The organism is Streptomyces sp. NPDC007905 (assembly GCF_042959345.1).
Lineage (GTDB): Bacteria > Actinomycetota > Actinomycetes > Streptomycetales > Streptomycetaceae > Streptomyces.
Genome location: NZ_JBIBKS010000051.1, coordinates 1 through 20,180 on the forward strand (window position 1 = coordinate 1; position 20,180 = coordinate 20,180).

A 20,180-nucleotide genomic window follows, 5' to 3' on the forward strand; every position below is an offset into this window, starting at 1 on the left:
ATCTCCTCACGCGCAGCCCGCCACTCAGCAGTCAGGCCCCCACCATCCGCGTACCGCATACCACCGGCATACCGCAGGGATCACCCAACGTCACCTCCTCTTGCGCCTGGTCGGGCTCGACGCGGCAGCCGCATGGTAAGGCACGCCAGCTGCTTCGCCGCTCGCCTCACCGGCTCTGATGTGTCAGCACTGTGCGGGCCGCAACGGCCTTGTCCGTCTCGTCAGTGAGGGCGAACAGGTTCATCAGCACACTGGCTGCGGTGATGTACCCCATCTTGTCGGCGAGAGCGCCGTAGTACTGGGCGAGCGCGGCTCGCAGCGAGGCGTCGCTGTCGGTGACGGCGTCTATACCCGTGCGCAGGCCCGCCAGGACGAACGGAAGCGAAGACGTCGTGACCCACGGCTGGGTGAGGGCTTGCAAGATGAGAACCTGGAGGTTGCGCCGGCGGTGTGAGGGGGGCGTGGCACGGTGAAGCCCGGCGTAGGCGGCGCTGAGCCAGCCCGAGGCCTCGTGCGGCAGGGGACCGATGCTCCGGGAGGCGGCATCGAGAGCGAATGCCGATGCCGCCTGCGGATCCGCCCAGGCGGTGGGCCGCGAGACGGCGACGGCCACCGCCTTCGCCTGCCAGCCGTCTGTCTGCGCTGCGACGCGGTAGAGCCTGGCCGAGAACGGGATATCCACGAAGTAGTTTCGCAGCAACTCGGCCTTGACGACCAGGCCCTCCTCGGGCGTCAGCATGCCGCCGCTCACACAGGCGTCCAACAGGCTCAGGGTTCCGAACGCGGCCACACCCTGCGCCCGCGCGACAGCGCGCAGGACCCGATCGTCGCACCATAGGACGAGGCCGTGCTCCTTGGCGTAGTCCACAGCCGTCAACCATGCCGTGCCGTGCGCCCTGGTCAGCTGCGGCAGGCTACGCAGCTCGGGCCGCGACACCCGGGGGGTGGTCTGCATGATGTCCACCAGGCGTGCTGCGGCGGACCGCAGCGCGGCCAGATCTTCAGGCGCGGAGACCAGCACAGTGGGGTTGGTGCTGTGTTCGTCCCAAGCCAGGGTCATGTCGGACCGCAGGGTGATGGACTCCTTAGCCTTTAGCGCGTCCGCCAGAAGCTGGTCGGTCGTCGTGAGCGCCCGCAGATGGCCCACGAACTGCTCGCACATGCCCGGTTCCAGCAGGGCGAGCGTGGAGGCGGCACTGGTGTCGAGGACTACCCGCCCACTGAGCGCAGCCTGCACCGCCCGAGTCTCCGCTGGGTGGACTGGGATGTCGGCGGCGTACACGACCGGTCGTTCGGCGGTGCGGCGTATGCAGGTCTCAGCGTAGGTCCGCCCTGCGGCCAATGAGAGCAGTCCCACAGGCAGTTCGCCGCCTGCGACCTTTTCGCGTACCTCCTTGGTGTGCTCATAGGCGCTGCGCAGTTCTTCGGTGAGATTCTCTAGGGGGTTCTCCGGCGGTCCTACCGAGACCGCGCGGAAAACCGTGCTGGCAGGGAAACGCTCCAGGTAGTTCTCGGTGGCGGCGCGGAGTTGGTCTGCGTCCTGCTGCGTCAACGGTCTTGCCGCTTCCGCTGCTCGCGAGTGAAGCGCGCCCAGGAGCCGGCCAAGGAGGTCCTCGTCGTCCGGCCAGCGCTGCATCAGGGCCAGGGCGCGGCCGGTGAAATGCGCATCCACGGAGAACCCGGAGCCCAGGCCGATCCACAACAAGGCTTCATCCCGGCTGCGGGGTTCCATGGGGGTGCCCTGCTCGGTCAGGGTCTGCCAAGCCTGCTCGGGCATGGCTCGGGCCGCGTAGCACCGGGCCAGGGCCCATCGGGCATCACAATCCATCGGGTCGAGAGCGAGGAGCTGCAACGCGGCGTTCGTCGCCTGGTCCATGCGCCCGTCGGCCGACTCGACCTCGACGAGCAGGGCGTACATGCGCCCCTGCCCCGCCCAGTCGGCCCCTGCCATCCTCAGCGCTGCATCCGCGCACTCCCGTGCGGACGCGTAGGAGCCAGACGCGCGGAAGAGGCCTGCGGCCATGGCCATCAGACGGACATCGCGCCAGTGATCGGCTCCGTCCCTCAGCGTCTGCGCCGCCGATTGAAGGTCGCCACCACGGTGGTAGCGCTGGGCCAGCTTGAGAACGATCAGGGGGCTCCGAGTGACGTTGGCACGCAGCACGGCCAACCCGTCACCGGAGCTGCCCTTGAGAGCCCGAGCCAACAACTCGATCTCCCCGACCGCTTCGGGGAAAGAAGGCGTGAGGTGTGTCAGATCCGGGAGGTCCGCGCCTGCCTCGGCCAGACCCATCGCCGCGATCAGCTGCTCCTGCTCAGTGCTCGCAGCCTCCCACACCTGCAGCCACAGCCCCCTCACCTGAGGGTTCTCCGTGTCACCGCCCCGGCGCACCTCTGCGATCAACGCCGTGACGTGCGCCTTGGCGAAGGCATTGGTCATGCCCTCCAGCAGCCTCTCCGCTTCCTGCTCCCGGCCTGAAAGTGCCGCCACAAGAGCGGTCTGCTCCTGCAGCCTGCCGTCAGCCGCCTCGTGGGGCAGGGCCTCGCCCTCCGGTGGTGGCTGGGTCAGGCTCCACGCTGCGGACAAGTCCCCGCACAGCACAGCCGCCTGCACGGCCAAGAGGGCCGCTTCGGTGCTGTCTCCGTACCACGCACGACGGCTGTTTCTGGCCCGGACCGACACCGCCAAGGCCTCCTGGGCATCAGCCAGCCGAGTGGGAGTCCGGTGGTGTACAGCGTGCTGCAACAGCGCCACGGCCAGGCGGACGGCAGTGCCCGTGGCCTGGGTCTCTTGGTTGGCCGCCCGCAGCAGAGCCAGCGCCTCGTTCCCCCGGCCTGCGTGCGTCAGCGCCTCGGCCTCGAGTTGGACACGCAGCGAGTCGGCCAACGCGTTGTGCGGCTCCCACCGGGCCAGCTGCCGCAGGCACCCGGCCCAATCCTCGTTGAGATAATCACGCAGCGCACCCAGCAAAGGCGACGCTGCGTCCTCGTGCGCGTCGAGGTACTCCCGTACCTCATGCTCCGTGCCAGAGCCGGCATGCAGTGCCGCCCGGGCCACCAGGTAGTCCCGGGGATACCCACCTTCGCGCAGGCACCCTTCGAAGAAAACCCGTGAAGCGAGCGGCATCCCGTACTCGGACGCCACCTGACCGAGCCAGCCGAGTGCCTGCGCCGGCGCCTGCTGCAGCCAGGCCGGATGCTCGACGGCCCATCCCTGCAGCACGGCTCCGCGTTCGGTCTCCACCTCCGCTAGCAGCCCCACTGCTGTTTCTACGGCGGGCCACGCCGCACGCAGACGTCGTGCCTCCTGCGACGACCACGGACTGAGGGTACGCAGGGTAGCATCGAAGTCACTACGAGCCTCAAGACGGCCAAGGACGTCGTCGCGGGAAGCGAGGACTGCCTCCCGGGTCCTGCTCCCATCCTCGATGGCGGACTGCCGCCCCCACTCACCGGTGAAGAGTGCTGCCTCCTGCGGCGAGACCGAGCGTACGTACTCCTCCATCACGATGCGCAGCACCCGCAACGCATCCAGTCGGCGCTGCTCCCCATCACGGCCGGGCACCAAATAGACCAGCCGCTGAGCGGCCTGTTCGAGGGAAGATTCAGTGCACTGCCGCAACTGCTCTGCAGTATCCGTTCGTGACAGCCAGACACGCAGCGACTTCGCGCGGACGGCCACCCCTGCCGCCGTCGCTCGCTTCGCCGCAGCACGTGCCACCCGCCGGCCGCGAGTGAGCTTCTGGAAGGTGCTCATACCGAACCGGCCGGCCACCGGCCCCGCTACCTTAGCCAGAACCGCAGGTGAAAGTGGATCCATGACGCCCTCCCCGACCGCGTGCGCAGGGCCCTCGCCAGACTATGCGCACTCTGTGATCGACCCTACTGTCCGAGGCTGACAGTCCTGTGCCGCCTGCGTAGCCTGATCCGCCGGGCGGCTCGGCCTCCGTGCCGGACAGACCGACCAGGAACTGCCGTTCGGCTGACAGAATCGGTCCGGACAACCCAGCGCTACTACACCGTCTCCCTGCAGCGAAAACGCGAAGCCGTCTCCAAGCTCAGCGCCCACGTCGTCGACCACCAGGGCCTGCCCCGCCCCGCGACGCCTGCCCTCTACACGAGGCGCTCGGCGAGCCGTCGCACCACGAGGACCCGTGCCCCTTCCGCCAGCCCTGCTGGGCCCCTGCACGAACTCGCCGCCCGATACCGGGCCGGATGCCACCTCGCGGCGCTCGTCTTCTGGCTCCGCGAGCCTGCCCGGTGATCATGGCCAGCGGACTGTACTCAGTCCGTTGCCGAGATCCGTCACCTCTGCTCCAGCAAGAACAGCCGGGACGGCGCTGAGCCGGTCCGTCCGGAACTGCACTCGGTCCGGGCGCGGGCCCTTCGGTAGTCGGCCATACAGGACCAGCGCGTCATCGTGCTCGTCCGCTGTTTCACCGCCCGGATCGACGAGCAGCGCGACAGTCCTGTCCAACTCCCGCTGGATCAGTCGCTGAACCGCATCGCTGACCTGCTCTCGCTCGTTCTCCGTCAACCCGCCGAGGATGAAGGTGAGGACCTGGGTGTCCGGCGCCACGTACCTGACATCGCACACCACGTCCGTGTCAGCCGACAGCCAGAACTGCATGCAGAGCGGCCCGACCGACAGGCCAACAAGCTCCAGGATGCGCCCGACAGGCAGCTTCACCTGTTTCCCCACGACGTCCAAAAGTATCCCGCAGCCCAGCATCGGGTGCGTGAGGGTCAGCCCGGACTGGGCCAAGTGGTTGGTGACCGAGCGGAACTCGGACTGGTCCATCCGGCCCTCGCGGTACCAGGACAAGTGGGTCTCCAACACCGCTGACACTCCTCGGCCAGGAAGGGGGCCTGGCCCTCGGCGTCATCACTCCAGGGAAGCGGGTCCACCCAGGTGACCGGCAGCAGGCTGCGCACCTTCTGCTCCTTGGCCACTGCCGTCCTTAGCTCGGCGGCGCTGGCCTTGGGCTGCATCCCCTGCTGGGCGGTCCACAGTGCCTCGTCGCGGCGGTCGCAGCCTTTGCGGGCGGCATGGACGATGTCGGTCGCGCCGGTGCCGCAGAAGGTGGTGGTGATGCCGAGCCGGGTGCGCAGGCAGTCGAAGTAGTGCAGGATCGGGCCGAGTTGGCCGGGCAAGACCCGCTGGATGTCGTCGACCAGCAGCAGGCGGGTCTGCTTCCGTTCCATGACAGTGTGCACGGGCAGGGACAGGTCGGGGATGCGGCGCAGCTGACGGGCTTCCGCCTCGCTCTTGGGCTCGGGTGCCAGAGCAAGGAAGGAAGCAATCTCCCATATCCAGTTAAGTTTGTTCTCCGGGTCGTGCGGGACCGTGATGTGCACGACCGGGATCCGGTCGCTGAAGTGCTTTTCGACCCTGCGCTGCAACTCCCGGCCGATGAGCCGCAGCAGGTACGTCTTGCCAGTGCCGGCCGGGCCGTCGATCACCATGTCCAGCAGGCCCTCGTACCGGTTGCCGTTGACACCGAAGGTGCCTCGGGCCCGCAGCAGACAGTCCTCCAGGAACGCGGTCTCGATCATCAGCAGATGGCGGTGGTAGTCCACCCGCGGGTCGTCCTCGTCGACATCCACGTCCGCGGGTGCGCAGTCCAGCAGGTCGGGCGGATTGAACTCGGTGCGCACAACCGGTCCCAGCCCTCCCAGGAGGAGATCCATGCGGGCAGGGGCGGCGTGGTGCGCACCAGGTGGGCGATCTCGGCCCGGGCATCGGACGGGGCGGGCACGGTGGTCTTCATCAGCTCTCCTCGGTGGGTGAAGCGGCGTGCGGGTTCATGCCGGCGCAGCGGGGCCGGCCGGCGGCGGGTCGTCCTCGGAGTGGGCCGGGGCAAATGAGGGCAGGGTGTAGCGGCCGTTGTCGACATCCCGGGCCGGCACGGGCAGCGAGGGGGCGGCGGGAATGGTGTCGGGGTCCAGCGGCGTGGCCGGCGCGCCGGATGTCGGCCCGCGGCGGGTGCGGCGGTGGCGCTCCTTCACGGCCAGGGTGATGGCCACCTCGTCCTCGCGGCTGCCACCGCCCAGCGCCCATTCCTCGGCCGCGTCCTGCCAGTGGTAGGCCGTCCACGGCAGGTCGGCCAGCATGTGCCGGTAGAGGAACTCCACCGGGACCCACCTGCCGCTCAGCCAGCAGGTCTCCTGGTCACGTGAGGCGTGCTTGTCGCGTGGCCTGATAGGTACGTCTGTCCGCCCTGCACCTGATGCTTTGTCAGTGGCCCCCTTTACCGTCGGTTGTGTCGGTGTTCGTGTGGGGAAGGGCGGTTGTGGGTGGCCAACATCGTCTGGCACAGGAAGCTGCGGATCTATCTGGATCTGACCCGGGCGGACCTGGGGCACGAGGAGTACGAGGATCTGTGGAGCACGGTCTACGCCATGGACCGTATGTATTCGGCGCGGGGAGTGCCGGTACGAGAGCGGGAGCTGCAGTGCGGGGGCGTGTGCCAGGAAACTGGCGTGGAGGCGCCTATGTTCCTGCGGGTGCGCAACGGTAGGCGCGAAGCCGTCCATGAGCGTGCGGAAGACGAGGAACGCCACACCGCTCCCCTCAGTGACGAGCACAAGGCCTACCAAGAACGCATCCTCAAGGCCGCCCGGGAGGGCGGTTACGCGGGGGACAGCGAGGTCCGTACCCGGGTGGGACGCAGCTGGATCCAGACCGACACCCTCATCGAGGGCGCCGACGGACGGCGCTTCGGCTGGGAGATCCAGCTCTGCTCCGCCGGCACCGAAGGCCCCCGCAGCGTCCGGGCACGCGCTTCCAGGGCGGAGAAGAACGGGATCACTCCCGCCTGGCACACCGACCGGGCCGACTACGCCAACCGGCACGACAGCCACTGGACCCGCAGCGACAACCTCCCCGCCTACGTCATCGCCAAGACCGGCGACCTCCGCGTCGTGTCCGGCTACCGCACCCTGGACTTCTGGCGCTGCGACATCCACGCCGTCCACCCCTGCCCCCACGGGGCGCGACGCTGCGGCAAGGCACACGCCACCCCCACACCCCACGGCATCCTCTTCGACGACCTCGTCCGCGGCACCGCCGCCGGTCTGATCGTGCCCATCCAGTTCCGCACCGCCACGAAACAGCATCGCTTCTGGGTCACCGACGCCGACCGCGACCGCCTGGAAGACCTCCAGGCCGACGACACGCAGCTGCCACCCGCCCCCGACACGTCCGGCTCCGCGGACAGAGCCAGCTACAACCGCCCCACCTGCAGACCCACCCGAGAGGCGGAGCCCTCCCCACTGCCGGCACCCGCTCCGATCGCGACAGCGTTGCACCACATCCCCAGACAGGCGGCCCCACCGGCAAGCGAAGCCGCGCCGCTACCTGCCAGCCCCGTCCCTGGCACCGATGTCCACGGTGGCGTGCGGAGAGAAGACGCTGTCGGTCTCGAAGCCGTGATCGCAGCTCAGCAGGCGGCCGACCTCACCCGCCGCAGGCTGGAACAGCTGAGCTGTGACGAGGAACGGCGGCATCAGCGCACGGCGTGGTTCGAGGCGGCAGCACGCGCACAAGCAGCAGTCACCCGGTACGCACAGGCCAAGCGACTCAATCGGTTCGAGGTGGAACAACGCGTCCGCCGGGCTGCCCGCGACGAAGCCGGACTGCAACGACCAGGATGTCCGCCTCCCGAAATTCGTCGCTAGAGCACCGAAGACTGGGGCGCTGAGGCTGCTGGCCGGCCGTCGATCACACTACGGGCGTCGACCACACACCCGGCACGGCACAGCTCGCCGCGACGGCGCCACCGCGACCACCTTCAGCGCCCGCTCCGGCCACCAGTGGGCCGGCAGCCGGGACGCGATCACCGCACGCCGCTCGGCCTCGGGAACCGTCCCCGCCGCGAGCGCCACCCGCCCCACCGCGCGCCGCAACTCGGCGACACGGGGGTGCCTTTCCGATGCGCCGATGCCTACGTATCCGGGAAGACCAACGATGCTCGGGCCCTTTCATATTCTTCGTCCAAGATGCGAGTGAATCGTTTGTCCCGGTCGGACTCGTGATGCTCTCTGTGATGTTCACTTACGCGAGCCCAGTATCCGCGAGCTGGCTCAGCTATGAAAACCTGAGCGCACAACGCATGTAACTCTTCGTCTTGGATCATTCCTATTTCAAACATAGAGCGCCAGAATGAGAATATGAGATTGGTGTAGATATGTTGCCGATCCTGATCGTCATTGCCGGTGAGCGGACCCCAGCAGGCGCGCAATGCAGGATCGTCCAATGCTTTAGAGAGCAGCTCGCTGTGCATGGAGCGATGAGTCATGACGCGATTGATCGCGGTGTCATGCGCTTGTAAAACCAGCGAGACGACCACTCCGGCAAGCGCCAGCATGCTGAAGACCGTGGCGAGGCCACCGTAGGTACCCGCCACATCGTTCAACTTTTGCCAGCTATGCGGACCGACGTGACTGATAGCTAGCAGCGCAAATGGAGCCAATAAGAGGAAAGCCGGCAGGGAAATAATCACTAAACCCGCGAGGAGATAAAGGCGGGTAGTCCAGTGGCCGCGACCTCGCAACCTACGAATTCTTCTCGCCACTTCGACTCCCTGCGTCGACGGGGTGCAGACTTATCATGGCATGGACATGCGTCATCCGTCATGAGTGGCGATGGCCGTTAAGAGAGAGCTTCATGATGCGCTTTTATTTCAATGATGCCTTGTGGCGAAAGAGTAGCGCGTGCGGCGACGGTGCTAGTTGCCTAGAGGTGGCACGATCTGGGTCTGCTGTGGGGGTGCGTGATGCTCGAGGGGTAGGCCTGGTGTTTAGTGAGCTAGCTTGGCATAAATTCATTTCGGCGAAGTTTTATACTGCTCCCGGCATGACCGACGCGTGCGAATGCTGAGGTGGAGGCGGTTGGTGTGGGCGTGAGGCCGCCCAGGCCGCGGCCGTCTCTGCAGTCCTCCCGCACGGGAAAGGCCCCGCCCATCCGCCACGGGGGGAGCGGACGGACGGGGCCGGTCGGGGCCGGAGATCAGGCCTTCGGAAGGTCCCAGGTGGGCCCATCCTGCGTCCGGTACCACACGGTCTGACTGTCAGGCGTGATGCTGACGTGGAACTCCTGCCGCTCCGGTTCATCGGCGAAGGTCTCGGCAAGCGTGTCGACGACGTCCCACAGGCGGCGCGGCCCGACCTGGCGTACCTTGCCGGACACGTGAGCCGTCGCGGTCGACCCATCCTCCGTCCAGATACCGACGGCTGCCAGCTCGCCCCCCTCGCCGCGCCACGAACACGTGGTGTGCCCGGGCAGCGCGAGTGAGAGAGGGAACCGGAGTCGCCCCAGGACGTCGCCCGGCGCCGTGGCGGTCGTGGTGGGCTCCGCTGCCTCCGCCGCAGCGAACGCGGGCGGGGCGGACGACGTCCGGCGCGGCATGAAGTGGGCCGGGGTCGGCAGGAACCATCCGGTGCCGTGGCCTGGGGCGGTCACCGCGACCCGCAGGATGCCGTACCCGACCGGGGCCACGATGACCGCGCCGGGCGCGGCCTGTTCGAGGAACGCGTCCGGGATCGCACGAAGTGCGGCCGTGGCGATGAACCGCTGGTAGGGGGCGCGGTCCGGCCATCCGCCGGCGCCGTCACCGGTGCCGACGAACGGGTGAAGGCCGGCGTCGGCCAGGCGTTGCGTGGCTGCTGCGGTGAGGTCCGGATCGACGTCGATCGTGGTGACGTTCTGCTCGCCGAGCCGGTGGGATAGGAGGGCCGCGTTGTAGCCGGTGCCGGTGCCCAGCTCGAAAACGGTGTCGCCCTCGGTGGCGTCGAGTGCGTCGAGCATCGCGAGCATGACGGACGGCTCGCTGGAGGAGCTGGTGGGGATGCCTCGCTCATCGAGCTGGGTCGTCAGCGCCCGGTCGGAGTAGACGGCTTCTAGGTATCCGGCGTCATCCGGGCCCACGTTCTGCCATGCGCCGTCCGGGCCCTGGGCGTAGAAGGAGGGCACGAACACGTGGCGGGGGACAGAGGCGAATGCGTCCCGCCATGCGCTGGTGTGGGCGGGGGCGAGAGCGTTGGCGAAGTCCTTTCGCAACGCGGCTGCGGTGTCGTTGTCCAGCCCGGTCATGCGCAGGCTCCTCGCAAGTAGTCGGCGTGTGCGGCGGCGATCGGGAGCCCGGTGCGGTTTTCCACCCAGGCCCAGGTTCCCGCAGGGTTGTTCTCGAAGAACACCCACTCTCCGGCCGGAGTCACGGCGAAGTCGAAGCTGCCGAACACGATGCCGTAGTGGGCCAGGAAGCGCCGCACGCCTGTGGCGGTCTCCTCGGGCGCGTCAACGGTGCCGTAGGCGATGTGCTCATAGTCGGTGCGCCAGTCGGTGCGTGCCTTCTCCGAGGACGTGTGCAGGGTGCCGCCGAACACCTGGCCGGCGACGGCGACAAGCCGCACCTCGTACGCCTTCTCGATGGCCTCCTGGAAGTAGTGGGCGGTGGTGCGGATGGTGGCGTCGAACGTGGCGGGGTCGGCGTAGTGGGTGGCCACCATGAGTTCTCGGCCCTGGTCCACCGGTAGGCGTCCACCGAGGACCGGTTTGCAGATCAGCGGGCCGGCGACCTGCTTGGCGAAATCGCGGGCGGCATCCGGATCGTTCGTGATCATGCTGCGGGGCACACGGAGACCGCAGCGCGTGGCCACAACGAGTTGTTGGGGCTTGTGGGAGGCGATCCGGTCCTGGTGCGGGTTGTTGATCCACCGGGCGCCGGGTAGAGCCGCAACCACGTTGAGGAGCGCGCAATCGGCCTGGTTCTGCGCCCAGGTGGCGTAGGGCTCGGGAACGGCGTCGGCGATGACGGGGCGTCCGGGCCGCCTCCAGTAGACGGCCCGGACGTCCTCAAGCCGCGCCGTCCGGCGCCCATCGTCAAGGGTTCCCGTCCAGCCCGGCTCTGTCGGCGCGTGGCCGGCGGTGAGCGTGAGCTGTTGGGGGAACTCGGCGGCGTCGAAACGGATCACGGGGACGTCGCGCTGGTTGAGCTGGTCCACGACCATGTCCGCTGACGGGTCGAGTTGTTCAGCGACGACGAGCACAGGGCGGGCGGCGGCGGTCATGACGCAGGCGCGAAGTACGGGTCGGAGACGTCGTCGCCCTGGCCGTCGAGGTTGGTGTCGGTGGTCGACGCCGCCAGGTCGGACGTGTGCCACGGCGTGCCGTCGGCCTGCAGGTTGAGCTGAAGCTCTTCGTTCCAGGTCACGCCCTTGATCGACGTCGTGACCAGGCAGGGAGGCGCGGCGGCCTGCGCGCCGAACGGGACGAGTGTTGCGGTCATGTAGTCCTCCAGTGATGTGTGTGATGCCCGGGTGTTGGCCGGGCCGCCCGTACCGTCTGGGGGGCTTTCCCAGGTGAGCCGGTGCGGGAGTCTTGGGGTAAGGCGCATGCGCGTCATCTACGTGCGGCGCTGGAACCCATCGGGGGGTGGCCCCAGCGCCGCACTTCCGCCCGTGCCGACTGCCGGGTCAACTGCGGGCGGAGCTGGTGAGCGGCGGGGACGCCGGGAACTGGCACAGCGTGAGGAGCGAGCGCACCAGGACCGCCATGTCGTACAGGTGGGCAGGGTCCCGGGCGTCGGCCGCACTCAGCGACAGGGCCCCACTGGCGCGGGTGATGACGTGTATGGCGGTCGCGCGGAGATCCTGGCGCATCTCGGAGACGCGTGGCTCGAGGTCTAGGAGTAGAAGCTGGAGTTGTCCTTGTAGGAGACCGCCCAGGTGGGCGCGATGCTCATCGTGTTCCTCGTTCAGGTCTCGACGGCCGATCCGCGTCTCACCGATCACGGTCTGGTACGTGCGGCGGAAGTGGGCGGCGTTGATGGTGGGGGAGGCTTTCACGCTGCCTCCCGTACGCACTTGGTGGTGACCAGGTGCTCGAACAGCGCGAGGAAGATGGAGGCCATCCGCCGCAGGAATCCCACGGCCTGCCGGTAGTCGCCGGGGGGCTCCTCGGAGCGCACGGCGCGCGCCTGCGTGATCAGCTCCGTGGTGGTGTCGTTCTGCGGTGCGTGGGTGAGCGCGATGTCCACCAGGCGCATCGAGTAGCCGCGCATCCGCTCCACCAGTTCCTCCACCAGTTCCTCGCCGGGCGAGTCCTCGAGGATGGCTGTGGCGTCGTCGAGGAAGGCGTCGCCGGCGAACGGCTGCCACTGCTGCAGCTTTTCCAGCAGCACCCCCAGGTCGATGTCGGGCGGCGTCCACCGTTCGGCGGGGTACCTCGGTAACGCCCCGACCGCGGTCACTGCGAGGCTCCCGTCAGCGCGAGATCGCAGAAGATGGTCGCGCCTTCGTCGGTGCTGCCCCACTTCCCGCCGTGCTCGCGGGCGAGGGCGTCGACGAGGAACAGGCCGCGGCCGCGCTCGGATTCGCTGTCCGCGGCGCAGGCCGCCGGCCCGCCGGGCATCTCGTCGTGCACGGCCAGGTGCAGCACGCCATCACGGACCGCCATGGTGAACGTGACCTGCGTGCCGCCGCTGTGCAGGATCGCGTTGGTGACCAGCTCGGACACGATGAGTGCCGCGTCGTCGATCAGCGCGTCCAGGCCGCAGTACCGCAGCCGGGCCGCCGTGACCAGGCGGGCCATCCTCACGCGGCGCGCGTCGGCCTCGTCGACGCTTCCCCCGGCGGAATGGACGGACACCGCGAAGCTGACGCTCATCAGATCAGCGGCCAGGCGTGGGCGGAGGGGTTTGCGCTCGCAGCCGCCGAGATCACCCGAAGGTGTGGCGAAGCCAGTCTTCAAGGGTGGTGCGCTCGTCACCGCTGCTCCCTGGGCCGAGATCGTTCGCTTTCCATGTAAGAGGTAATCGCTCGGTCACTGTCTGCGGGTACCGTGGTGGGCAGGTGGGACCGTGAACACCGTGAACGCCATGGAGCTGTCGGGAGTTGAGGACATGGCCACGAGGAAACGCACGCCCAACCCCGCCCTGGACAGGCTGCTTGAGCAGGCACGATGGACTCGCACGCAGTTGGCGCAGCAAGTCAATCGGCTCGGCCCCCAGGCGGGATTGCATCTGACGTACGACCGCACGGCCGTTGCGCACTGGATCGCCGGTACGCCGCCGAAACCCGAGGTCAGGCCGCTGATTCTCGAGGCACTCTCCGCACGGTTAGGGCGACCGGTCACCCATGCGGAAGCCGGGCTTCAACCGGGCCGGTCCGGTGACACCCTTCAATCAATCGACACTGTGGAGGAGTTGATCGACCTAGGAAGGGCGGACATGGACCCATCCCGCCGCGGCGTCCTAGCCGCAACCGTCTTCTCTGCTGCCATGTCCGTGCCTGTGTTTCAACGCAGTGCGCGGGCCGCCGACGACCCGGTGACACCGGGCAAGGCCACCACCCGGATCGGGGCCTCACAAGTCGCCTCGGTTCGGTCCATGACAGAGCGGATCGCGGACATCCTGGATGAGTTCGGAGCTGGTCACGCCCGGCCGATGGCGGCCGCGTTCCTCGTGAACACGGTGGGGCCCTGGTTGCGGGCGCAGGCCTCCGAGACCGTGCACCGGGACATGCTCGCCGCCGCATCCGACCTGACGTACCTCACGGGCTGGATGGCCATGTACGAGAAAGCCCACGGCCTGGGGCAGACGTACTACGTCAAGGCGCTGAAACTCGCCGACGAGGCCGGCGACCACGTCACCTACTGCCGGACGCTGCGCGGCATGTCGTTGCAGGCATCGAACCTGGGCCACGGGCGGATGGCGCTCCAGTTGGCGGACTCCGCAGCCGAAGCCGCACCGTCGGCCGGTCCCCGCCTGGTGGCCTTCCTGCGCGGGCAACAGGCGCACGCGGCGTCGATGGTGGGCGACCGCAGCCAGGCCCACGCCCGGCTGCGCGAGGCCGAGGAGGCACTCGGGCGCGCAGACAATCGGCGGGACGCCATCGGCGGATACGACCGGACCGCCTACCTCTTTCACGTCTCCCATGTGCTGAAGGAGGAGGGCGACCTGGCGGGCAGCATCCGCGCGATGAAGCAGTCGATCCGAGTGCAGCCAGCGCAGGAGCGGCAAGGCCGGGCACACGCCTACGCGGTGCTCGCACAACGGCAGTTGCGCCACGGACACCTGGATGCCTCGTGCGAGTCGTGGGCACGGTTCCTCGACGAGTACGAACATGTCTCGTCCGTCCGCGGCGACGACCACTTCGCCACGATGCGCTCCGACCTGGCCCCGTACGCTCGAACGGGCGCGGTGCGGGAGCTGACCGGCCGCATGCGAGAGGTTGCAGCGGCCAAAGCCTGAAACGAGGGGCGCCTCCGGGGGAGCTGTCGAGGCACCCCGGAGGCGACGCTCTCCACGATACGGCCTACTCGGCGCGCGTGGCTGGACAAGACGACGATCCGGGGCCCCTACTGCTCCGCGGTGACCCCGGGGTTGTGCACGGGTACCTTGTCGAGCGGGTCCTTCTTCGCGGCCTGCGTCGGGCGCACGTAGACCTTGCGGGGGATGGACGACCCCTTGGCCCACCGGCCGGCATCCGCAAGCTCGGTGTCGGTCGCACTATGCTCGGCGAGATCAGTGGCGCCGCCCGCGCGCAGGCCGTGTGAGGTGATCGGCCGCCCGTCACCGACCAGGCCGGCCCCGCGAACCAGTACTTCACCCGGTCATTGACCGTGTGACCGCGCAGGTGAACGCCGCGCTTCGTGGCCGCCTTCGCCCGGGTCTCGGCCGTCGCGGGCCGCCCGTTCTTGTGAAGGTGCCGGAACACGGGCCCAGTGGTGATGCCGTGCCCGGCGAGGTGCTCCAGCCAGCGGCGCATACGGCGGACCAGTCGGATGTCTGGCCGGGCTGGACCGTCCCCGCGGGTGCGGGGAGCAGCAGGTACTCCTCCAGCGCGGCGCCGGTGAGGCCAGACGGTCGAACCCGAACACCACTTCCCTGGACGCAACCTTGCCGCCGCGGTGATCAGAAATGTCTCCACCGGACGGAGCCTGCGCTCAGGGCGTCCAGGTGCACAGGAAGGAGGCGATTCGGGCGGCTTCCACAGGAAGCCAGTGGGTTGCGGCAGGGAACCGTCACTCCAACTACTCGGGGGGACGAGCTTGCATGTCCTTCCAGCCTGTTTCAGCCAGGCATGTGCTCAAACCCTCCCGTGGCCTATTGCCTATATGACAGGGTGGGCCGTGGCACAGCTGATTTTTGAAGGGGAGTAACGGGTGGCAGCGCCACTGCAGTTGACCCGAACACACCGGGTCCTGATCGGTGTGGTCGTGGCCGGTGCTGTGATCATCGCTGGTATTGGTTTCGCCGGTTCGTACGCGGCGGTCCGTGAACTGGCGGTGAGGAAGGGCTTCGGCACCTTCGCCTATGTCTTCCCGATCGGCATCGACGCCGGTATCTGTGTCCTGCTGGCCCTGGACCTTCTGCTGACCTGGATCCGTATCCCCTTCCCGCTGCTGCGGCAGACGGCCTGGCTCCTGACGGCCGCCACCATCGCCTTCAACGGGGCGGCCGCCTGGCCTGACCCGCTGGGCGTGGGCATGCACGCGGTGATCCCGGTCCTGTTCGTCGTCGCGGTCGAGGCCGCCCGCCACGCGATCGGCCGGATCGCCGACATCACCGCCGACAAGCACATGGAAGGAGTCCGCCTCACCCGCTGGCTCCTCTCGCCGATCCCCACGTTCCTACTCTGGCGCCGCATGAAGCTGTGGGAGCTCCGCTCCTACGACCAGGTCATCAAGGTCGAACAGGAACGACTCGTCTACCAGGCCGGCCTCCGCTCCCGTTTCGGCCGCGCCTGGCGCCGCAAGGCCCCGGTGGAGTCGCTGATGCCGCTCCGACTCGCCCGCTACGGCGTCCCCCTGGCTGAGACGGCCCCGGCTGGCCTTGCGGCCGCGGGCATTGACGAGCTTCCGATTCAGTTCACGGTCGAGCAGGCCCCGGTTCCCGGTCAGCGGCAGAGCGCCGAACTCGAGGCCGCCGTCGACCGGGAGAAGGAACTGGCGCCGGTGCGCGGCGCGCAGCCCCAGCCGGTGGAGCAGCCGCGGACTGCACCCCCGGAGCCGTCGCACGCTCTCGTGGACGACGGGAACGCCCAACACCTCGCCAACGCCTACCAGGACTGGATCGCCGCCTTTGGAGTCGAGCCCACGCGCGCGCAGTTCGCTCTGTGGCTCCAAGACCAGTACGGCATCGCCACCGCGGCCGGCGGGCCACTGTCCGACGAGCAACTCGAACCCCTGCTGCAGCTCCTCAAACAGCGCCATACCCCCGCAGCCGAGAGCGGGAGCGAGCCCCAAGACCCGAGCGACGCCGACGACGGATGGGGTGACTACTTCTCCAACGCCTGGCTCACCTACGCCCAAGAGCACGGGGCGTACCCGGATGCCGCCGCTCTCGCCGCGTACGTCTACGAGCGGGACCAGATCACCGGCGGCAACGGCCGGCCCCTGTCGGGCGAAGACCTGGAGGGCTTCGTCGCGACCTTCGGGCAGCGTGAGTTCGAGGAGACGGAGCCGCCCGCCGACGAGGAAACAACAGAGCGCGCCGCGCAGGCACCCGCCGGCGAGTCCCTCCCGAACGAGGCCGAGTCTGAGGAGACACCGGCCGCCGCGGGCGCGCACCCCGTCAAGGAGACGCGCAGCCCCCGGGTGAGCGCCCCCATCGACGAGCCGCCGGGCGAGGCCGACAGGTCCGGGGAGCCCGCAGCGCTCACCACCGTCGACCGCTACTACCTCGCCTGGACCGAGTACCAGACCGAGCATGGCGAGGAACCCAAGGCCGAGCAGCTCTCCGCCTACCTCGCCGGCAGGAAGGGCATGACCGGCCGCGGCGGAAAGCCGGTCAGCCCCTCCACGCTGCGCCGCTACCTCCTGCCGTTCCGTGTCTACAACTTCTGGGCGGAACAGCGGGTGCGCAACGAAAACCCGTCGCTCGACGCCGTTGCGCAGGAGTGCGCAGCCCACGGGATCACCGCGCAGCACAACCGGCCCCTCACAGCCGACTACATCGCCGAGCAGGCCGTCGATTTCGAACGGCGCTGGCAGGCACTGACCCGCCACCACGCGCGGTCACAGCAGTGAGAACCCCCCGCTCACCACCACGCAACATCAAGCATCAACCGGCTGCGGGGGCGAGTGATGATGTGGTGAGGGGTTTGTCCGGTGAGATGCCGGGGAGGGGGACGGCGCCACCCATACGGCAGGAGTGCCGGGTATCTGCCATGGCGCCCCCTCATACCAGCGATACTGGATGCATGGATGTGACGACCACCGCCCTGCGCGCTGAAGTGCTGCGGGACCGTTACCGCAGTCGGTTGCCCGAGCGCCTGGAGGAGCTGGTCGGCCCCGTCGAGGGCACTGTCGACCTGCCGCTCCACGTCGTCTGGTCCGGGCGGACGAGTTACAGTCTGGACCGCCCGAAGTCCCGCATGACCCTCTACCGGACCGTCCTCGCTGAGGGCCTGCGCGAGGACCTGGCAGCCTTCCTGCACCACCGGCTGCTGGCCGAACAGTGGCCCGTTCTGCGTCGCCTGGTCAGCCCCTACATCCGTGAGGTGTGGGAGGACGCCTTCCCCGAGCTGCCCCGCACTGCTCCGGCCGACGAGACCACCGGGTGAAGCTCACCCCGCTCCACGAGCGTCTCCTTGCCGATATCCTTGACCTCGGCGATCCCGACCTGGTCGATGCGGCCGTATCGGGTGACGCGCGTGGTCGTGAACGGGGCGGTCACCGCGAGTTCGGCGGGCGTGCCCAGCCTGGTGCCCTTGAGGCCGGAGCGGCCGCGCTTCTTGGTCGGCGGCGGCTCGAGGTCGAACAGCACGGCGCTGGCCGGCAGCCGGGTGGTGAGGGTGATCGCCGCGGGCAGGTGGCGCAGGGCCCTGCCGTGTTAGGCGGCGTCCGCCACCACGTGCAGGGGCCGATTCAGGCACACGGCCAGCAGTTTCACCATCGACGCGGCGGGTTCGACCTTCGACGGTCCGGTCTTCGCCCACTACAGCCGGGCCGTCACCGGCAGGCACACCGGCCGGTGAGGAACGGCAGTTCCACGACGATCCCGACCACCACGAAGCACGTTCCGCGCCCGACCGGCTTCGGACCTCTGGCGGGCCCCGTCGTGCTGCCACGCCGCACCGAACACCTTCTTCCCGCTCCGCTTGAACAAGGTGTCGTCGACCGCGACCGTGATTGCTGCGCTCTGCGGCAGTAGCGTTCTGACGATCAGATGGGCCAGCACGATTTCGAGGTTGTCGATGTTCCAGCGCGTCCGGGAGACGAAGGCATGGGCCCGGTCGTGCGGCCAGGCGCGCCCCGGTCAGTATCCCGGTCACCGGCCCCGGCCTGCGCGACCAGCCCAGTCACCATCGCGGTGAACGTCGTGAACCCTGGCGTGGTGAACACGCGTAGCTTCCCCAGCACCGCCAGCAGCGACGCCGGCACCATCGGACTTGCGGGCATCGGCTTCCCCTCCCCGGACGCGGTCGCCACAACGCCGATGCTGCCGACGCTCCGGCCGGCCGCGGACGGGAACAGCCCGCCCGTCACCCGCCCGAGTGGGAACCGCTGTTCGGCTCCCGCGCCCCGACCGCTACCGGCGAGGCCCGAACAAGCGACGCCGCCGCGACGGCTGTTCGGGGAAGGCGACCTCGAAGTGGAAACCGTCGTCGCCGACCGCGCGCCGCAGCGTCCGCAACACCGCCTCGGGATCGTCGTAGGGGCCGTTGACGAAGAAGGCTTGCCGTCCCGGCCAAAGCCGATCGGGCTGGGGCCCGCAGGTTCGCCAAGCAGCACGGCAGCCTCCGTGAACTCCTCAGCGAGCTCCCCCTCGGGTTCGAACCCGAAGCCGCGCGCATAGGCGGCGGCCCCGAACACCAGAGCGCGGGCGAGGTCGGCCGGAACCTGCACATGCCCCTCGTAGGCGCTGAAGTAGAGCCCCCGGTGCCCGGCCAGCCGACCCTCACTCATCGGCTCCGGGGCGAGAGCGTTTTTCACCCCCAGACACCACACGTCCAGCAGGAACCCCGCGACCTGCGCCTTCGTGGAGCGCGTGCTGTCCGCGGCGACGAGTACCGCGACCAGGCCGCGCACCTCCTCCGCGTCGGAAGCCCCGGGATCAAGGCCCGCCCACTGCGGCGCACGCTCAAGATCTACACCGCGGCTCCAGCCGGTGTTCACCCAGCAACGCGGCTCGCCGCGACCCGGCCCCGACGCCGCGAGCGCGCCATTCAGCACCCCGACAACGTCTGCGGTGCTCATCCCCAGGGCCCTGGCGATCGCCTTCACCGACCGACCCTGCTGATCAAGGAGCCGCACCCGCTCAATAAGCAACTCATCCACAGCCGCACCCTACGGCCGACGCCAGACACCCAGGAGCCGAACGCCGGCAGTCACACCCACCCGAGCGACCCTGCGAAAACTGCGGTAGCCGAGCGGGTACTGCCATGCTGGGAACCGTACGGAGGACGGGGCACCGCACATGCGCAGGAGATCGACAGAGACCCAGGGGGACCCCTACTGAACGTAGCCGTTGTCAACGGGACGGTGGATTTGCCAATCCACCGTCAACGACAGGGCTTCAGTGTCTGGCTCAGCACGCGCATGCGGTTGCGCAGACCGTACGCGAAACACTGGGCCAGTGGCGTACCCGGACGCCGGTGTCCAACGAGGCGGCACGGAGTGAGCTGCTCGCCTACGCGGCTCGGGATGTTGCCCTTGGCCAGTAGTGCGCACTGCGTGGCGCAGGGCACCAGCGTCTACGGCGAGGCATCGCCCTGTACCCGATCCATGGGCCGGTCGTCGTCACCGGACGTTCTCAGGACGCCAGTGGCCGCCCTGGACGACGGACGCTGGCCCAGCACGCGCACGCGGTTGCGCAGACCGTACGGGAATCACCGGGGCAGTGGTGCACCCGGCCGCCCGCGTCCCACGAGGCGGCCCTGAGTGAACTGCTCGCCTACCCGGATCGGGACGTTGCCCGCAGCCAGTAGCGCGTACCGTGCGGCCCTGCGCACCCGCGGCTACAGAGCTTTGCGTACCGTCGTGCCCGAGCCGCCCAGGAGCTCGTTGATGAGCTGCTCGGTCTCTGTTTCGAGTGAGCAGTCCAGCGCGAGGTTGACTTGTTGGACGCGGGTGATGGCTGTGATTGAGGGCTATGTAGTTGGTGTGGGTGGGTGGGTGTGAGCTGGGGTGTTGGGGGTTCTCTGAGAAGAGTTCGGCTGTGTTTTGGGTGTTG

The 20,180-nt window shown here is 68.6% G+C and carries 18 protein-coding genes; 5 read left to right on the forward strand and 13 right to left on the reverse strand.

Annotation, left to right across the window (positions count from 1 at the left end; genetic code table 11):
- Positions 1–166 precede the first annotated feature (166 nt).
- From ACFZDC_RS40870 to ACFZDC_RS40885, 4 genes are all read right to left on the reverse strand, one after another.
- The gene (locus ACFZDC_RS40870) at positions 167–3,820 is read right to left on the reverse strand and encodes a tetratricopeptide repeat protein (RefSeq protein WP_391332041.1); all 3,654 of its coding nucleotides are present in this window, start codon (positions 3,818–3,820) and stop codon (positions 167–169) included.
- A gap of 444 nt (positions 3,821–4,264) precedes the next feature.
- Entirely contained in the window at positions 4,265–4,801 is a 537-nt protein-coding gene (locus ACFZDC_RS40875; protein WP_391332042.1) for a hypothetical protein, read from the reverse strand.
- Positions 4,747–5,691 (reverse strand): AAA family ATPase, encoded by a 945-nt coding sequence (locus ACFZDC_RS40880; protein WP_391332044.1) that lies wholly within the window; start codon positions 5,689–5,691, stop codon positions 4,747–4,749. Before ACFZDC_RS40880 ends, ACFZDC_RS40875 begins: the two co-directional genes overlap by 55 nt.
- 114 nt (positions 5,692–5,805) lie before the next feature.
- Positions 5,806–6,135 carry a hypothetical protein gene (locus tag ACFZDC_RS40885; RefSeq protein ID WP_391332045.1) on the reverse strand — a complete coding sequence of 110 codons (330 nt, stop codon included), beginning with the start codon at positions 6,133–6,135 and terminating at the stop codon, positions 5,806–5,808.
- Between the two features lie 162 nt (positions 6,136–6,297).
- On the opposite strand from ACFZDC_RS40885, the gene ACFZDC_RS40890 reads away from it, so the two are divergent.
- Entirely contained in the window at positions 6,298–7,680 is a 1,383-nt protein-coding gene (locus tag ACFZDC_RS40890) for a hypothetical protein (protein ID WP_391332047.1), read from the forward strand.
- A 266-nt stretch (positions 7,681–7,946) separates the two neighbouring features.
- On the opposite strand, the gene ACFZDC_RS40895 is transcribed toward ACFZDC_RS40890, so the two are convergent.
- The gene (locus ACFZDC_RS40895) at positions 7,947–8,504 is read right to left on the reverse strand and encodes a DUF6082 family protein (RefSeq protein ID WP_391332049.1); all 558 of its coding nucleotides are present in this window, start codon (positions 8,502–8,504) and stop codon (positions 7,947–7,949) included.
- A gap of 167 nt (positions 8,505–8,671) precedes the next feature.
- Here ACFZDC_RS40895 and ACFZDC_RS40900 point away from each other — a divergent pair, with 167 nt between their 5' ends.
- Entirely contained in the window at positions 8,672–8,881 is a 210-nt protein-coding gene (locus ACFZDC_RS40900) for a DUF397 domain-containing protein (protein ID WP_391332067.1), read from the forward strand.
- 129 nt (positions 8,882–9,010) lie between these two features.
- Here ACFZDC_RS40900 and ACFZDC_RS40905 read toward each other — a convergent pair whose 3' ends face one another.
- From ACFZDC_RS40905 to ACFZDC_RS40930, 6 genes are all read right to left on the reverse strand, one after another.
- Positions 9,011–10,093 (reverse strand): methyltransferase domain-containing protein, encoded by a 1,083-nt coding sequence (locus tag ACFZDC_RS40905; protein WP_391332051.1) that lies wholly within the window; start codon positions 10,091–10,093, stop codon positions 9,011–9,013.
- A complete protein-coding gene (gene tgmB, locus ACFZDC_RS40910) occupies positions 10,090–11,070 on the reverse strand; it encodes an ATP-grasp ribosomal peptide maturase (protein ID WP_391332054.1) in 981 nt (326 codons plus the stop codon). Before tgmB ends, ACFZDC_RS40905 begins: the two co-directional genes overlap by 4 nt.
- Complete coding sequence (locus ACFZDC_RS40915; RefSeq protein ID WP_391332056.1) at positions 11,067–11,288, reverse strand: hypothetical protein; 222 nt, start codon at positions 11,286–11,288, stop codon at positions 11,067–11,069. Before ACFZDC_RS40915 ends, tgmB begins: the two co-directional genes overlap by 4 nt.
- A 187-nt stretch (positions 11,289–11,475) precedes the next feature.
- The gene (locus ACFZDC_RS40920) at positions 11,476–11,847 is read right to left on the reverse strand and encodes a hypothetical protein (protein ID WP_391332057.1); all 372 of its coding nucleotides are present in this window, start codon (positions 11,845–11,847) and stop codon (positions 11,476–11,478) included.
- The gene (locus tag ACFZDC_RS40925; protein WP_391332058.1) at positions 11,844–12,251 is read right to left on the reverse strand and encodes a DUF6415 family natural product biosynthesis protein; all 408 of its coding nucleotides are present in this window, start codon (positions 12,249–12,251) and stop codon (positions 11,844–11,846) included. The genes ACFZDC_RS40920 and ACFZDC_RS40925 overlap by 4 nt, the downstream gene beginning before the upstream one ends.
- Positions 12,248–12,667 (reverse strand): ATP-binding protein, encoded by a 420-nt coding sequence (locus ACFZDC_RS40930; RefSeq protein ID WP_391332059.1) that lies wholly within the window; start codon positions 12,665–12,667, stop codon positions 12,248–12,250. Before ACFZDC_RS40930 ends, ACFZDC_RS40925 begins: the two co-directional genes overlap by 4 nt.
- 235 nt (positions 12,668–12,902) lie before the next feature.
- Between ACFZDC_RS40930 and ACFZDC_RS40935 the strand changes: the two genes are divergently transcribed.
- The 3 genes from ACFZDC_RS40935 to ACFZDC_RS40945 all read left to right on the forward strand — a co-directional run bounded on the left by ACFZDC_RS40935 (position 12,903) and on the right by ACFZDC_RS40945 (position 17,568).
- Complete coding sequence (locus ACFZDC_RS40935; RefSeq protein WP_391332069.1) at positions 12,903–14,252, forward strand: hypothetical protein; 1,350 nt, start codon at positions 12,903–12,905, stop codon at positions 14,250–14,252.
- 914 nt (positions 14,253–15,166) lie between these two features.
- The gene (locus ACFZDC_RS40940) at positions 15,167–17,032 is read left to right on the forward strand and encodes a DUF2637 domain-containing protein (protein WP_391332061.1); all 1,866 of its coding nucleotides are present in this window, start codon (positions 15,167–15,169) and stop codon (positions 17,030–17,032) included.
- A gap of 173 nt (positions 17,033–17,205) precedes the next feature.
- Positions 17,206–17,568, forward strand: coding sequence for a hypothetical protein (locus ACFZDC_RS40945; protein WP_391332063.1), 363 nt, complete (start codon positions 17,206–17,208; stop codon positions 17,566–17,568).
- Positions 17,569–17,942: 374 nt separating this feature from the next.
- Here the strand turns inward: ACFZDC_RS40945 and ACFZDC_RS40950 are convergent, their stop codons facing one another.
- Positions 17,943–18,203, reverse strand: coding sequence for a transposase (locus ACFZDC_RS40950; RefSeq protein ID WP_391332071.1), 261 nt, complete (start codon positions 18,201–18,203; stop codon positions 17,943–17,945).
- Entirely contained in the window at positions 18,170–19,285 is a 1,116-nt protein-coding gene (locus ACFZDC_RS40955; RefSeq protein WP_391332065.1) for a hypothetical protein, read from the reverse strand. Before ACFZDC_RS40955 ends, ACFZDC_RS40950 begins: the two co-directional genes overlap by 34 nt.
- Positions 19,286–20,180: the final 895 nt, after the last annotated feature.

What these genes read in the sequence shown, in the direction of transcription:
- ACFZDC_RS40905 (WP_391332051.1), bottom strand. Translation starts at nt 10,093, where the DNA reads ATGACCGGGCTGGACAACGACACCGCAGCCGCGTTGCGAAAGGACTTC.
- ACFZDC_RS40930 (WP_391332059.1), bottom strand. Translation starts at nt 12,667, where the DNA reads ATGAGCGTCAGCTTCGCGGTGTCCGTCCATTCCGCCGGGGGAAGCGTC.
- ACFZDC_RS40915 (WP_391332056.1), bottom strand. Translation starts at nt 11,288, where the DNA reads ATGACCGCAACACTCGTCCCGTTCGGCGCGCAGGCCGCCGCGCCTCCC.
- ACFZDC_RS40900 (WP_391332067.1), top strand. Translation starts at nt 8,672, where the DNA reads ATGCGCTTTTATTTCAATGATGCCTTGTGGCGAAAGAGTAGCGCGTGC.
- ACFZDC_RS40935 (WP_391332069.1), top strand. Translation starts at nt 12,903, where the DNA reads ATGGCCACGAGGAAACGCACGCCCAACCCCGCCCTGGACAGGCTGCTT.
- ACFZDC_RS40945 (WP_391332063.1), top strand. Translation starts at nt 17,206, where the DNA reads ATGGATGTGACGACCACCGCCCTGCGCGCTGAAGTGCTGCGGGACCGT.
- ACFZDC_RS40880 (WP_391332044.1), bottom strand. Translation starts at nt 5,691, where the DNA reads ATGGATCTCCTCCTGGGAGGGCTGGGACCGGTTGTGCGCACCGAGTTC.
- ACFZDC_RS40875 (WP_391332042.1), bottom strand. Translation starts at nt 4,801, where the DNA reads ATGGACCAGTCCGAGTTCCGCTCGGTCACCAACCACTTGGCCCAGTCC.
- tgmB (WP_391332054.1), bottom strand. Translation starts at nt 11,070, where the DNA reads ATGACCGCCGCCGCCCGCCCTGTGCTCGTCGTCGCTGAACAACTCGAC.
- ACFZDC_RS40870 (WP_391332041.1), bottom strand. Translation starts at nt 3,820, where the DNA reads ATGGATCCACTTTCACCTGCGGTTCTGGCTAAGGTAGCGGGGCCGGTG.